General features: G+C 69.3%; 14 protein-coding genes. 2 read left to right on the top strand and 12 right to left on the bottom strand.

All coding sequences use genetic code 11. The features are described from left to right. Nucleotides 1–4 precede the first annotated feature (4 nt). Nucleotides 5–931 (bottom strand): GGDEF domain-containing protein, encoded by a 927-nt coding sequence (locus C516_RS20410; RefSeq protein WP_051088195.1) that lies wholly within the window; start codon nucleotides 929–931, stop codon nucleotides 5–7. 160 nt (nucleotides 932–1,091) lie between these two features. Here C516_RS20410 and fliK point away from each other — a divergent pair, with 160 nt between their 5' ends. Beyond that, nucleotides 1,092–2,192, top strand: a complete 1,101-nt coding sequence (gene fliK / locus C516_RS0105670; protein WP_040409248.1) for a flagellar hook-length control protein FliK — start codon at nucleotides 1,092–1,094, stop codon at nucleotides 2,190–2,192. Continuing rightward, nucleotides 2,179–2,487: an EscU/YscU/HrcU family type III secretion system export apparatus switch protein gene (locus C516_RS0105665; RefSeq protein ID WP_018717390.1), complete on the top strand. Its 309-nt coding sequence runs from the start codon at nucleotides 2,179–2,181 to the stop codon at nucleotides 2,485–2,487. Before fliK ends, C516_RS0105665 begins: the two co-directional genes overlap by 14 nt. Nucleotides 2,488–2,530: 43 nt before the next feature. Here C516_RS0105665 and C516_RS18695 read toward each other — a convergent pair whose 3' ends face one another. From C516_RS18695 to flhF, 11 genes are all read right to left on the bottom strand, one after another. Then, nucleotides 2,531–2,923 (bottom strand): DUF2802 domain-containing protein, encoded by a 393-nt coding sequence (locus tag C516_RS18695; RefSeq protein ID WP_156831143.1) that lies wholly within the window; start codon nucleotides 2,921–2,923, stop codon nucleotides 2,531–2,533. 34 nt (nucleotides 2,924–2,957) lie between these two features. Continuing rightward, entirely contained in the window at nucleotides 2,958–3,443 is a 486-nt protein-coding gene (locus tag C516_RS0105655) for a chemotaxis protein CheW (protein ID WP_018717388.1), read from the bottom strand. Between the two features lie 2 nt (nucleotides 3,444–3,445). Beyond that, nucleotides 3,446–4,189 (bottom strand): chemotaxis protein CheW, encoded by a 744-nt coding sequence (locus C516_RS20405; protein WP_018717387.1) that lies wholly within the window; start codon nucleotides 4,187–4,189, stop codon nucleotides 3,446–3,448. Further along, entirely contained in the window at nucleotides 4,173–4,976 is an 804-nt protein-coding gene (locus tag C516_RS0105645; RefSeq protein ID WP_018717386.1) for a ParA family protein, read from the bottom strand. Before C516_RS0105645 ends, C516_RS20405 begins: the two co-directional genes overlap by 17 nt. Nucleotides 4,977–4,996: 20 nt before the next feature. After that, nucleotides 4,997–6,103 carry a protein-glutamate methylesterase/protein-glutamine glutaminase gene (locus tag C516_RS0105640; RefSeq protein ID WP_018717385.1) on the bottom strand — a complete coding sequence of 369 codons (1,107 nt, stop codon included), beginning with the start codon at nucleotides 6,101–6,103 and terminating at the stop codon, nucleotides 4,997–4,999. 27 nt (nucleotides 6,104–6,130) lie between these two features. Continuing rightward, entirely contained in the window at nucleotides 6,131–8,362 is a 2,232-nt protein-coding gene (locus C516_RS0105635; protein ID WP_018717384.1) for a chemotaxis protein CheA, read from the bottom strand. An 11-nt stretch (nucleotides 8,363–8,373) separates the two neighbouring features. After that, nucleotides 8,374–9,126 carry a protein phosphatase CheZ gene (locus tag C516_RS0105630; RefSeq protein WP_018717383.1) on the bottom strand — a complete coding sequence of 251 codons (753 nt, stop codon included), beginning with the start codon at nucleotides 9,124–9,126 and terminating at the stop codon, nucleotides 8,374–8,376. Nucleotides 9,127–9,129: 3 nt separating this feature from the next. After that, the gene (gene cheY, locus C516_RS0105625; RefSeq protein WP_026320972.1) at nucleotides 9,130–9,522 is read right to left on the bottom strand and encodes a chemotaxis response regulator CheY; all 393 of its coding nucleotides are present in this window, start codon (nucleotides 9,520–9,522) and stop codon (nucleotides 9,130–9,132) included. A 100-nt stretch (nucleotides 9,523–9,622) separates the two neighbouring features. Further along, on the bottom strand, nucleotides 9,623–10,348 hold the full coding sequence (locus C516_RS0105620; RefSeq protein ID WP_018717381.1) for an RNA polymerase sigma factor FliA: 726 nt from the start codon (nucleotides 10,346–10,348) through the stop codon (nucleotides 9,623–9,625). Further along, a complete protein-coding gene (locus tag C516_RS0105615; protein ID WP_018717380.1) occupies nucleotides 10,345–11,184 on the bottom strand; it encodes a MinD/ParA family protein in 840 nt (279 codons plus the stop codon). Before C516_RS0105615 ends, C516_RS0105620 begins: the two co-directional genes overlap by 4 nt. 32 nt (nucleotides 11,185–11,216) lie before the next feature. Continuing rightward, nucleotides 11,217–12,668: a flagellar biosynthesis GTPase FlhF gene (flhF, locus tag C516_RS0105610; RefSeq protein ID WP_018717379.1), complete on the bottom strand. Its 1,452-nt coding sequence runs from the start codon at nucleotides 12,666–12,668 to the stop codon at nucleotides 11,217–11,219. Nucleotides 12,669–12,693 lie beyond the last annotated feature (25 nt).

Below are 12,693 nucleotides of genomic sequence, written 5' to 3'. Positions count from 1 at the left end.
GCCGCTACTGCCCCTGAAGGCCGTGCGCCGGCTCGCCCGCCCGGGTGGGTCCCGCGGCAAGCGGGATGCGCAGCGGGTCCGCCTTGTCGCGGTACATTGCCTGGTCCGCGCGCTCGAACAGCGTCCCCAGCGTGTCGCCCGCGCGCGCACAGGCGGCCCCGACACTCACGCGGACGCGAATGATGTGATCCTCGTGCTGGATCACGGCACGCTCGACCAAGTGACGCAGGCGCCGTGCCGCATGCTCTGCCCCGGGCTCGTCGGTCTGGCGCAACGCCACCACGAACTCGTCACCGGCGTAGCGGAACACGAGATCGCCGGTGCGCGAACGTGCCTGCAGGCGCTGCGCTATCTCCCGCAGCACAGCATCCCCGGCGCGATGGCCGAAGCAGTCGTTGATGTGCTTGAAGTGGTCGATATCGACGACGAGCAGGGTGAGCGGGGCATCGTGACGTGCGACCAGGTCCAACTCGGCGAGCAGGGCCTCCTCCATGGCCTCGCGGTTCTGCAGGCCGGTCAGCGGATCGCGGCGGGCACTGCGGACGGCGCGCTCGTAGGCGAGCGCAGTGCGCAGCAACGCCGCCGCCGCGCCGAGAATCAGCGACAGTTTCTTGACATCCACAACGCCATCGTCGCCGATGCGGAACAGCCCGGGCGCCTCCGATCCGGCGATCCGCCACCATAAGCAGGTGCCCGTCTCCGGACCGGTATCCATTCGTACACGTCCGTCCTGGTCGATGAATCGCAACGCCGTCACACCGGCCTGGAACGACAACCAGTCCAGGAGAACCCCCAGCCGTTCCTCCACGCTGGTGACACGCTGCAGCGTCAGCAGCCAGGCCACGGCCGGGCTCCCCAGGCTCAGGAGCTCGTCGGCACCGGTCTCGTCGATCACCCAGACATCGGGCTCGGCTTGGCGTTTCGCAACCACGGTGGCACCCTCGTTCCTATCGGATTGACGGGGCATGCGAAGCGAATTCCGTGCCAACCGGTAATTTGACCCGTCGAATCCGACAAATAGCCAAAACGGCGGCATCTGGAAGAGGTTCTGCGCCATGCGATGGTCGGAAATCTGACGCGGCTGGGATGTGATGCTGTACACGCCCCCCGCGAACCCACGCCCGATCAGCGTACCCATCGAGGCCAGCCCCATGCTCCAGGTCCTGCCCACGGGACGGGTCCTCCACGCCACGGTGCGTCGCGGCGACGAGGGTCAGATGATGGCGGTGGCCGGCCGCCTGCGCCTGCCGCTGCCCGCCGGCACCGGCCTCGCCACCGGTGACAGCGTCGCCCTGCGGGTAACCGCCGGCGAGGGCGGCCAAGCCGGTCTGGAGCTCCTGGCCGGTCACAGCGGCGGCGATGCCCTTACCCGCCTCCAGCGGATCAACCTGCCGCGCCAGCAACCCGTGTCACAGGGAATCAGGCTGCTGGCGGCAGTACCCGCAGGCGAGATCCCCGAGCCGGCCGCACGGGCGCTCCAGCCCCTGCTGGCCTCACTGCCGACCCCCGGACAACTGAGTTCCGCGGAAGGCCTGCATACCGCGCTGCGGAACTCCGGAACCCTTTTCGAGAGCCGGCTTGCCGCTCAACCCGAACAGGCCGACATCATCACCCGCGGTGACCTCCGTGCCCGCCTACTGCGCCTGGCGGCCGCACTGCGCGGGTCGGACCGCGCGGCTGGCGAGCGCGACGACGCGACCGCCAGCCGCGCGGCCCGGGACGCCGAGCAGGCCGTCAGCGGCGTCCTGGCGCGGCAGATGATCCACCAACTCGCCGCCCACCGGCCCAACGGCCAGGTCGCCCTGAGCTTCGAGCTGCCGGTGGCGAACGGTGGCGAGATCGACGATCTGCGCCTGTCGATCCGCGAGGAGTCCACCGGCCGCGGCGAGGGCGGCGACACGGCCACCGAAGGCGAACCGAAACGCTGGCGGGTAGATGTCCGCCTGGGGTTCACCGGTCTCGGCGAGCTGGAAGCCCGGCTGTTCTACGACGCCGACGGCCTCAGCATCACCTGGCGCGCGGAGGATGCCGTGCTTCGCGAGGCGCTGGCCACGGAGATGCCCCACCTGGAGAAGGCCCTGGACGACGCCGGGCTCGCGATCCAGGGGCTGAGGGTAAGCGAACGGCCGCCGGAGCCCGAGGCCGGCGCGATATCCGAGGACGGGGAGGGATTGATCAATGACCGGGCCTGACGAACGTCGGCGGATCGCCGTCGCCCTGGAATACAGCGGCGACAGTGCGCCGCGGGTGACCGCGAGCGGCCAAGGCGTCACCGCGGACGAGATCCGGCGGATCGCCGAGGCACACGGCGTGCCCCTGGACGCCAACGCGGACCTGGCGGAGGTCCTGGCGACGTTGCCTCTGGGCCAGGAGATACCCGAGGACCTCTACCGCGCAGTCGCTGAGGTGATCGCCTTCGCCTACTGGGTTCGCGGCCGCGTCCCGACGGGCTACAGCGCCCGTGAGAAGGGCGGATCGGAGCGTTGAAAGGCCACAGGCGCAGGCGCGGTCCGGGACCGGCGCACGGTGTTCAGCCGCCGCCACCGTCCTCATCACGGTGGAGGGTGACCACCAGCTCCGCTTCCATGCGGCTCAGCCCGCAGGTTTCCATGACCTCGTCGACACTGGCGCCCCGGCGCGCGAGCCGGATCGCCTGGGCGAAGGCCGGGCCGCCACCGGTCTCCTGGCTCGCGACAGTGTCCAGGCGGTGTCGCAGCCGCCCGATGTTCTCCTCGAGGCGGTTCAGCCGTTCCCCCTGCCCGAGGGCGCCAGCGGTGAGGGCCTTGAGCTGCTCGGCGAGATCGGCCCAGCGCGAATCCATCGCCGTGAGCCAGCGCGCATGGGCGCGCGATCGCCGCACGACATAGGCGGCCGCGGCAAGCGCGGTGAGTGCGAGCACCGCCGCCCCCGTCGCGATCAGCATCGCGCTCACGCCGCCATCTCCAGCCATCGCCTCATCAGAGCTCGGCGACCTCCTCCCACTCATCGGCGCTCAGCAGGCGGTTGACGTCCACCAGGATCAGCAGGTCGTCGTCCCGGCTGACCACGCCGTAGATATAATGCGAGGCGTCGTCATTGCCGACGTTGGGCGCGGTGTCGATCTCGCCGTCGCGCACGTAGGTCACCTCGGCGACGCTATCGACCAGGATGCCGGCGACCTGGTTACCCGCCTCCATCACCACGATGCGGTCGCTGTCCTCCGGCTCCTTCGGGCGCAGACCGAAACGCATGCGGGTGTCGATGACGGTGACCACATTGCCACGCAGGTTGATGATACCGAGCACGTAAGGCGGCGCACCGGGCACCGGCGCGATCTCCGAGAGCGGCAGGACCTCCTGGACCTGCATTACCCCTATGCCGTAGGTCTCGTCGTCGAGGGTGAAGGTGACCCACTGGCTAACCGCGCCCTCGGCCTCGGTCTGTGCATGCAGCTGTTCCGACATAACTATTCGTTCTCCGTGATGCGCACGCTCAGGGCGGCACCTTCCGCCCCCTGACTCAACATATCGGCAAACGCCTCGGTATCCATTAACGCACACAGTCGCCCGAGGACCGTACCCGCCAGCCAGGGCCTGCGTCCCGCGCGACTGCGCCAGCGTACCTCGCCCGGAGTCAGTCGTACCACGTCACCGATCCGCCGGCAGGCGAGCCCCCAGCGTCCATCACCGACGATGAGCATGTGCTCGGGGCGGCCCTCGGCGGCATCGGCGTCGGCGTGCGTCGACGGCAGCACCAGCCGCGCGGTGTCGATCACCAGCACGTTGCGGCCACGATAGCGCATCATGCCGTGCACCCACTCGGGCTGGCGCGGAACGGCCGCGATGTGATCGCTGAACGGCACCACGCTGTGCAGCTTGACCAGCGGCACCGCGAGCTTGAGGCTGCCGACCTCGAAGAGCAGCGCCTGGAACTGCGGGCTCGCCCAGGGCGGAACCAGACTCCCCTCGCCGGCCTCGCCGCCACCGGCCCCCACCGCCCGCGTCAGCGCCGACCCCTCCGGGCTTTCCGCGGGCGAGAGGGGGGCCGACTCCGATACCACCCGCAGGGGCTGCGACTCGGGTGCGTGCGCCGCCGTGACGTCGTCTCTCTCATCCGTGGGAAGGTCGCGCAGCAGCTCGTCGAGGTAGCCGCGGACGGCGTCCGTCTGCTCGAGCAGCTGGGAGCCGTGCTGTTCAGATCGCCGCGTCATCGCCCAGCACCTTTGCCTTTTGATCGTCTTCCGCCGTGGCTTCCACCGTAGCCAGAAGCCGGCGGTATGCCTGGCTGCCCCGCGCCCATGGCCGCAGTACCGTGAGCGGCAGGGCCTGCTTGCTCGCCTCGCGGAAGAGCGTGTCCTCCGGGATGACATCGTCCCAGAGGAGGTCCGAATACTCGTGGCGCAGCAGCGCCAGGGTCTCCACCGAGGCGCGCGTACGCTGGTCGTAGAGCGTGGGCACGATGGTCTGCGGCTGCGCCTCGTTGCGCGAGCGCTGGATCATCGCCAGCGTGCGCATCATCCGCTCAAGCCCCTTGACCGCCAGGAACTCGGTCTGCACCGGGATGATCACTCGCTGGCTCGCCGCCAGGGCATTGACCATCAGCACGCCCAGCATGGGCGGGCAGTCGAGCAGCACCCGCTCGAACTCGCCGTCCAGGCGCTGTAGCGCCCGGCGCAGGATCAGCCCCATGCCCTTGCGGGTGCCGAGCTGGCGGTCCAGCGTCGCCAGCGCCGTGGACGCCGGCAGCAGCGACAGGCCTTCGACGCCGGTGGGCCGCAGCATCGCCGGCTCGAGCTGACCGTCGTTGCGGAACAGCTCGTAGAGCCCCGGGTTGACGGACTCCGGATCGAGGCGGAAATAGCTGCTCAGCGAACCGTGGGGGTCGAGGTCCACCACCAGCGTGCGCAGGCCGCGCTGGGCGCACAGACCGCCGAGACTGACCACGGTAGTGGTCTTGCCGACCCCGCCCTTCTGATTCGCGACGGTCCATACGTGCATGCGTCCTCCGCGACGGGCCGTCAGGCCCGCAACCGTGCCAGCGCCGGCCCGACGGCGTCGATATCCAGGATCTGATCGGTCAGTCCCGCCCTGGCCACCGCGGCCGGCATGCCGTAGATGACGCTGCTCGCCTCGTCCTGCGCCCACACCAGGGAGCCGCTGCGCTTGAGTGCGCGTGCACCCTCGCAGCCGTCCGCCCCCATCCCGGTGAGCACCACGCCCAGAACGTGCCCCGGCACATGACGGGCCGCCTCCTCGAAGGCAACGTCGACACTGGGACGATAGAACTGGTTCGGCTGCGGCTCGATCAGCCGCACCGCGAGGTGCCCGCCCTGGCTCTTGAAACCCAGATGCTGGCCGCCGGGGGCGAGCAGCACCTCGCCGGCACGCAGGGAATCGCCCTCGACGGCCTGACGCACGCGCAACGGGCAGAGCTGGTCGAGCCGCGCCGCGAAGGCCTCCGTGAACGCCTCGGGCATGTGCTGGATCAGCACCACGGGCATGGGGAAGTTCGGGGGCAGCTTCGCCAGCACCTTCTGCAGTGCCACCGGCCCGCCCGTGGAGGTGCCGATGATCACCAGCCGGACCTTGCCGGCGGGCACCTCCACCCGCCGTTGCGGCGGCTGCTGTGCCTGCACCGGTGCGCCGGACTGCGCCTGGGCCGTGCCCCGCGCCCGGCCCTGTCCGGAGGCGGGGGACGGCGGCGGTGAGGTGGGTCGCCGCATGGAGCGCCGGCCCACCAGCTTGACCTTCTCGCAGAGCAGCCGCCGGGCGTGGTCGTGGTTGCTGGAGATGTCCGAGAAGCGCTTGGGCAGGAAGTCCACCGCCCCGGCCTCGAGTGCATCCAGCGTGGGCCGGGCCCCATCGTAGGTGAGCGAGGAGAACATGAGCACGGGCGTCGGGTTGCGGCGCATGATCTCGCGCACCGCGGAGATGCCGTCGAGCACCGGCATCTCGATATCCATGGTCACCACGTCCGGACGCAGGCGCTGGACCTTCTGCACGGCCTCCCTGCCGTCGACGGCCTCACCGACCACCTCGATCTGCGGATCCGACGCCAGCAGATCGCAGATCCGCCGGCGGAAGAAGCCGGAGTCGTCGACAACCAGCGTCCTTACTCTGCTCAAAACCGCTCTCCTACCTCTCCTGCCGCTCTATAGACGCGAGCCGTACTGCTTGATCAGGCTGGGGATGTCCACAATCAGGGCGATGCTCCCGTCCCCGGTGATGGTCGAGCCCGCCAGCCCCGGCAGACCGTGGAGGATGGCACCGAGGGGCTTGATCACGACCTCCTCGAGACCGATCACCTCGTCGACCACGAACCCGACGGTCTGGTGACCGATGACCACGGTCACCACCTGGGAATCCTTCTCCTGATCCTCGCCGGTAAGGCTCTTCGCCGGTACCACCGCTTCGGCACCCATCCGGTCCAGCCAGCGTTCGAGGAAGAACAGCGGCATCGCCTTGTGACGGACCATGACCGTGAGTCGCCCGTCCACCACGTTGGTACGGCCGCGCTCGAGCTCGAAGATCTCGCGGACCACGGACATCGGCAGCGCGAACTTGCGCCCGGCGATGCGCACCATGAGGGTCGGCAGGATGGCCAGCGTCAGCGGCACCTTGATGCGGATGATCGTGCCCCGGCCCAGCTCGGAATCGATATCGATGGTGCCGTTGAGCTGGGAGATGCTGTTCTTGACGACATCCATACCCACGCCGCGCCCGGAGACGTCCGAGATCTGCTCCTTGGTGGAGAAGCCGGGCGCGAAGATGAGGTTGTAGCACTCGCTGTCGTCGAGCCGCCGTGCGGACTCCGCGTCCAGAACGCCCTTCTTGACCGCGATCTCGCGGAGCTTGTCCGGGTCCATGCCGCGGCCGTCATCGGCGATGGTCAGCAGGATGTGATCGCCCTCCTGCTCGGCGGCGAGGCGCACGGTGCCGGTGCGCCGCTTGCCGGCACTCTGGCGCTCGTCCGGGGGCTCCAGGCCGTGGTCCACGGAGTTGCGGATGAGGTGGACGAGCGGATCCGCCAGTGCCTCGACCAGGTTCTTGTCCAGATCCGTCTCCTCGCCGGCGGTGACGAGCTCGACCTCCTTTTCCAGGTTGCGGGCGAGATCGCGGATGACCCGCGGGAAACGGCCGAAGACCTTGCGGATGGGCTGCATCCGGGTCTTCATCACGGAGTTCTGCAGGTCCGAGGTGACGTGCTCGAGGTTGCCCACCGCATGGGAGAGACGCTCGTCGCCAATCTCGCCGCGGAGGTTCGCGAGGCGGTTGCGCACCAGCACGAGCTCGCCGACGAGGTTCATGATGTCGTCGAGCTTTGCGGTGTCCACGCGCACGCTGGTCTCACCGCGGTGCCCGTGTCCGCCGGCGCCGTGCTGACCGCCGCCCGCGGCGGCACCGCCGTCGCCACCGCCCTGGTGCCCACCGCCGGCCGACGCCTCGGGGCGGCGGGACGACGGCTCCCGCGCAGCGGAGGATCCGCCGCCGGAGGCCACGGGCGTCTCCGCAGCGTCCGTCTGGCCCCCCGTCGGACCCTGGCCGCTGCCGTGAAGCTGATCGAGGACCTTTTCGAACTCGTCGTCGGTGATCTCGTCACCGGCGGCGGCGTCCCCGGGACCTTGCCCGTCGGCGGCATTAGCCGGGGCGGATGGGACACCGTGATGACTACCCTCGCCATGGAGGTCGTCGAGCAGGCGTTCGAACTCGTCGTCGGTGATCTCGTCACCGGCGGCGGCCCCCGCACCCGCGCTCGCGCCCGCGCCCGCGCCTTCCACGGCAGTGTCCTTCGCCGCGGCTGAACCGCCGTCTCCGACCCCTTCACCATCGAGGGCATCGAGCAGCGCCTCGAACTCCTGGTCGCTGATATCCCCGGACGCGGCCTCCTGACCGCCAGGTGCGGCGGCGCCGGAGGGCGCGGCCGTCGTTCCACCCGTGCCCTCGCCTGCCGACGCCCCGTCCGAGGCGGACGTGGCTGCACCGCCGGCATTGTCGTCCGGCTGGTTATGACTGCGCAGCGCCTGCAGCAGGCCCCCCGGCGCGGGTTCGAGATCCTGGGCGTCCTCGATGCGGTCGAACATGCCATTGACCACGTCCAGGGCCTGGAGCACGTCGTCCATGAGCTCCGGGCTCATCTGCTTCTCGCCCTGGCGCAGGAGATTGAAGATGTCCTCGGTCTGATGGCAGACGTCGACGAGCTCGTCGAGGCCGAGGAATCCGGCACCGCCCTTGATGGTATGAAAGCCGCGGAACACCGAATTGAGGAGGTCGCGGTCCTCCGGCGCCTGCTCCAGCGAGACGAGCTGCTCGCCGAGTCCCTCGAGGATCTCCCGGGACTCCACCAGAAAGTCCTGGACGATGTCGTCCTGCGGATCGATAGCCATGCGTGTCTCCCTCAGAAGCCGAGGCTGGAGAGCAGGTCGTCGACGTCGTCCTGGCCCGATACGACATCGTCGTCGTCCTGGCCCGGGACCGCAGGTCCACTGAGCTGCTGCTCCGCACGTTCATCCGCCTTATCGGCAGCACGCGGCTTTTCTTCAGCGATCCGCGCCCCGGAAATGCGCACGAGCTCGACCAGGCCGTCCTCGACCTCCTGAACCAGGGTGATGACGCGGCGGATGATCTGGCCGGTGATGTCCTGGTAATCCTGCGCCATCAACGCTTCGGAAAGCGCGTTGTGGAGTGTCTTGCCGTTGTCTGCGGCGGCGGCCAGGAAGGCCTCGATGTCGTGGCTGAGGCCCCGGAAATCGTCGGCGCTCAGCTCACGCCGGCGGAACTGCTGCCACCGCTCGTGGAGCGTCCCGGCCCGGGCAGCGACCTCGTCGGCCAGCGGCAGGCTGGTCTCGACGGCCTCCAGCGTGCGGTGGGCGGCACGGGAGGTCACCTCGATGACATGGTTGAGCCGCTCCCGGGCATCGGGGATCTCGCTCGCGGCGATATCGGTGAGGCGGCTGTCCACGCGAAAGGACTTGAGGGCCTCGTGGAGCTCGCGGGTAAGCTGGCCGATCTCCTGGAAGAGCTCGCTCTCACGCAGTCGCGTTAGCTCATCGACGGTCTCCTGCATGCCCGGGTCGTCGCCGGCCTCGACACGTTCGATGAGCGTGCGTGCTAGCGCGAGATATTCCTGGCTGCGCTGGCTGTCGCTCATCGCCTAACCCCCCGCATTGATGCGCTCGAAGATCTTCTCGATCTTCTCCTTGAGCGTCACGGCGGTGAAGGGCTTGACGATATAGCCGTTCACGCCCGCCTGGGCCGCCGCGATGATCTGCTCGCGCTTGGCCTCGGCGGTGACCATCAGGATGGGCAGCTCGGCCAGTTCCTCATCGGCACGGACGTTCTTGAGCAGGTCCATACCGGTCATGCCCGGCATGTTCCAGTCCGTGATGAGCAGGTCGAAACCGCCACGCTTGAGTATGGGCAGCGCGGTGTTGCCGTCGTCGGCCTCCGAGATGTTGTCGAAGCCGAGATCCCGCAGAAGATTACGGATAATGCGCCGCATGGTGGAAAAATCGTCCACCACGAGGATTTTCATGTGCTTGTCCAGTGCCACGCCGATCCCCCTGAGTGGAAACGCGAGTTATTGTGAGGCCTCACCGCCGGCGGCGGTGTGCACGCCCCCGTCGCGGGGGCGCCCCGATCGGTGTCTATCCATCCAACCAATCGGCAAGGGAGGCCTTGAGCTTTAGCATTATCTTGCCACGAATCTGGCTGACACGTGACTCGCTCACCCCGAGGACCTCGCCGATCTCGCGCAGATTGAGTTCCTCGTCATAGTAGAGCTGCATCACCAGCTGGTCGCGTTCACTGAGGCCGCGGATGGCCTCGGCAAGGTCGGCGCGGAAGTGACCGTCGGTCAGCACGTCCTGCGGTGACGGGCCATCCCCGGCGGGGTCGTGGGTCTCGCCGGTCTGCGGATCCGTCTGGTCCATGCTGAACAGGTGCGCGCTCGAGGCGTCGGCGAGCATACCGTGGTAGTCGTCGACACTCACGCCCAGCCTGGCGGCGACCTCGGCGTCCCGGGGCTCACGGCCGAGCTCGTTCTCCAGGACGTGGATGGCTTCGGCGGCCTCCCGGGAGCGACGGTGCACGGAACGCGGTGTCCAGTCGAGGCGCCGGATCTCATCGAGCATGGCACCGCGGATGCGGATGCCGGCATAGGTCTGGAACGAGGCGCCCTGGCTGGCGTCGAACTGCCGCGCCGCCTCCAGCAGGCCGACCATGCCCGCCTGGATGAGGTCCTCGATCTGCACGCTCGGAGGCAGTCGGCTCGCCAGGTGGTGAGCGATGCGTCGCACCAGCGGGGCGTTCGCCACCAGCAGGTCGTCGCTGCTCCCCCGCTGGACCGCCTCGTAGAGCGCATGTCCATTCATTCGGAGACCTCCCGGACGCGACTGCCATAGCGTATGACACGCTCGACGAAGAACTCCAGCTGGCCGTCGGCGCGGCTCGGCAGCGGCCACTGTTCGAGGCGCGCCGCCAGCGCCTGGAAGGCCCGGGCCGACGGGCAGGAGGGATACATCGAGACCACCGCGCGCTGGCGCTGAACCGCGGCACGCAGGCGATCGTCCTCGGGGACGGCGCCGAGGTATTCCAGGGTCACGTCCAGGAAGCGGTCGAGCACGCGCGCGAGCTTGCCGTAGAGATTCTGGCCCTCCCGCGGCCCCGGGACACGGTTGGCGACCATGTGGAAACGCTGCACGCCGTGGTCGCGGTTGAGCACCTTGATCAGCGCGTAGGCATCGGTGAGCGAGGACGGCTCGTCGCAGACCACCACCAGGACCTCCCGCGCGGCGCGGGCGAAGCTCATCACCGAGTCGGAGATGCCGGCGGCGGTATCGACGAACAGGTAATCGAGGTCAACGGCGAGCTCGCTGAAGCTGCGGATCAGGCCCGCGTGCTCGGCGCCGGAGAGCTCGGCCATGCGCTGGGTTCCCGAGGAGGCGGGAACGATGTGAATGCCCTCCGGTCCCTCGAGCAGGACCTCCTCCAGCCCGGCCTCGCCATCCAGCACATGGGCGAGATTACGCTTGGGCGAGAGCCCCAGGAGCACGTCCACGTTGGCGAGGCCGAGATCGGCATCGAAGAGCATCACGCCACGCCCCTCCCGCGCCAGGGCGCTCGCCAGATTCACGGATACGTTGGTCTTGCCCACGCCCCCCTTGCCGCTGGCCACCGCGACCACCTTGACCGGCTTCGGCTCGCTCATTCGTCTCAATCCCGCTGCCTGATCCATGCCCCTCAGCCCTGCCGTGCCAGGCTGCCCGCGAAGGCCACCGCCAGGGACTCGTCGTCCTCGTTCTCACCGTCGCTATCCGCCGCGAGGGCCTCCGCCTCGCCGACCAGCGCATCCGCCCGCGCCGGGCGCAGATCCTCGGGCACGCGCTGACCGTCGGCCACGTACGCAATCGGCAGCCGGCCACGCATCACCGCCGTGAGCACCCCGCCCAGACTCGCAGCCTCGTCGACCTTGCTCAGGATACACCCCACCGGGCCCACGGCGCGAAATGCGCGCAGGGTCTCCATCAGGGTCGGCAGCTGGGTGTTCGCCGACAGCACCAGGTACGGCCGGATCCGATGGGCGCCGTCCTTGAGCGCGCGCATCTGCTCGGCGAGGCGCATGTCGCGCTGGCTCATCCCGGCGGTGTCGATGAGCACCAGGCGCCGGTCGGAGAAATCGTCGAGCAGCTCGGCGAGCTCCTCGCCGTCGGCCGCGGCATGAACCGGCACACCGAGGATCCGCGCGAAGTTGCGCAGCTGCTCCTGGCCGCCGATGCGGAAGTTGTCCGTGGTCACCAGCGCCACCTGGTTGCGACCGTGGCGCAGGGTAAAGCGGGCCGCCAGCTTGGCGACAGTGGTGGTCTTGCCCACCCCGGTGGGGCCGACGACGGCCACCGCCCCGCCCCGCTCGATGATTTCGTCGTCGCTGGTGGCCACGTGCTCGGTGACCAGGGACATGGCCTCACGCCAGGCGTGATCCGGGTCCTCACGGCTGGTAACCGCGTCGGCGAGGCCGCGGCAGACGTCCGGGCCGAACCCCATGCCGTGCAGCCGGCGCATCAGCGTCGCCCGGGCGGGCGTGGCACGGCCCATCTGCTGCCACTCCATGAGCGTGAGCTGGTTCTCGAACAGCGAGCGCAGGGTGCGCAGCTCCTCGCGCATGGCCTGCATGGCCGGCTCCTGGGTCCACTCGATGCGGTTGCTCGCCGAGCGCGTCCGGCGGGTGCCCGCGGGCTCGGGGTCGTCGTCGTCGCCGCTATCGTCACCGCCGGCGAAACGCTCGTAGTCCAACGCGAGCGACGGTGCGCCGTCGCGCCGTCGCGTCGGCGCCGGTTTATCGTCACCCGCCGGGCCCTCGTCCCCGTCATCCCCCACCGTCACCGAGAAACCCCCGGCCGGAGCCGTGTCCTCCCGGGCCGCTGCATCGGCGTCGGCGCGGGCGAGCAGCCGCTCGAATCCGTCCGCCCCGCCGCCGGTGATCTCGCCGGCCCCACCGGCATGCCGCGCGGTCCGGCGCTCCTCGCGGGCGACGGCCTCGCGCACCGCCTGCTCGTCATAGTCCACCGCCGAGATCACCTCGACGCCCCCCTCCACCCGTCGCGAGGAGAGGATGACCGCATCCGCGCCGTGCGACTCGCGCACCTGACGCATGGCTGAACGCATGTCCTCGGCGAATACGCGCTTGATCTTCATGCTGCCGCTCCACTAGGGCCGTCAA

Source organism: Arhodomonas aquaeolei DSM 8974 (assembly GCF_000374645.1).
GTDB classification, from domain to species: Bacteria; Pseudomonadota; Gammaproteobacteria; order Nitrococcales; family Nitrococcaceae; genus Arhodomonas; species Arhodomonas aquaeolei.
The sequence above is the reverse complement of the archived record's forward strand: the minus strand, read 5'-3'. Positions and strand labels throughout refer to the sequence as shown.

Excerpts from the sequence above, each read along its gene's own strand:
- fliK (WP_040409248.1), top strand. The coding sequence starts at position 1,092 with ATGCTGTACACGCCCCCCGCGAACCCACGCCCGATCAGCGTACCCATC.
- C516_RS0105615 (WP_018717380.1), bottom strand. The coding sequence starts at position 11,184 with ATGAGCGAGCCGAAGCCGGTCAAGGTGGTCGCGGTGGCCAGCGGCAAG.
- C516_RS20405 (WP_018717387.1), bottom strand. The coding sequence starts at position 4,189 with ATGACGCGGCGATCTGAACAGCACGGCTCCCAGCTGCTCGAGCAGACG.
- C516_RS18695 (WP_156831143.1), bottom strand. The coding sequence starts at position 2,923 with ATGCTGATCGCGACGGGGGCGGCGGTGCTCGCACTCACCGCGCTTGCC.
- C516_RS0105620 (WP_018717381.1), bottom strand. The coding sequence starts at position 10,348 with ATGAATGGACATGCGCTCTACGAGGCGGTCCAGCGGGGGAGCAGCGAC.
- C516_RS0105645 (WP_018717386.1), bottom strand. The coding sequence starts at position 4,976 with ATGCACGTATGGACCGTCGCGAATCAGAAGGGCGGGGTCGGCAAGACC.
- C516_RS0105655 (WP_018717388.1), bottom strand. The coding sequence starts at position 3,443 with ATGTCGGAACAGCTGCATGCACAGACCGAGGCCGAGGGCGCGGTTAGC.
- C516_RS0105635 (WP_018717384.1), bottom strand. The coding sequence starts at position 8,362 with ATGGCTATCGATCCGCAGGACGACATCGTCCAGGACTTTCTGGTGGAG.
- flhF (WP_018717379.1), bottom strand. The coding sequence starts at position 12,668 with ATGAAGATCAAGCGCGTATTCGCCGAGGACATGCGTTCAGCCATGCGT.
- C516_RS0105630 (WP_018717383.1), bottom strand. The coding sequence starts at position 9,126 with ATGAGCGACAGCCAGCGCAGCCAGGAATATCTCGCGCTAGCACGCACG.
- C516_RS0105665 (WP_018717390.1), top strand. The coding sequence starts at position 2,179 with ATGACCGGGCCTGACGAACGTCGGCGGATCGCCGTCGCCCTGGAATAC.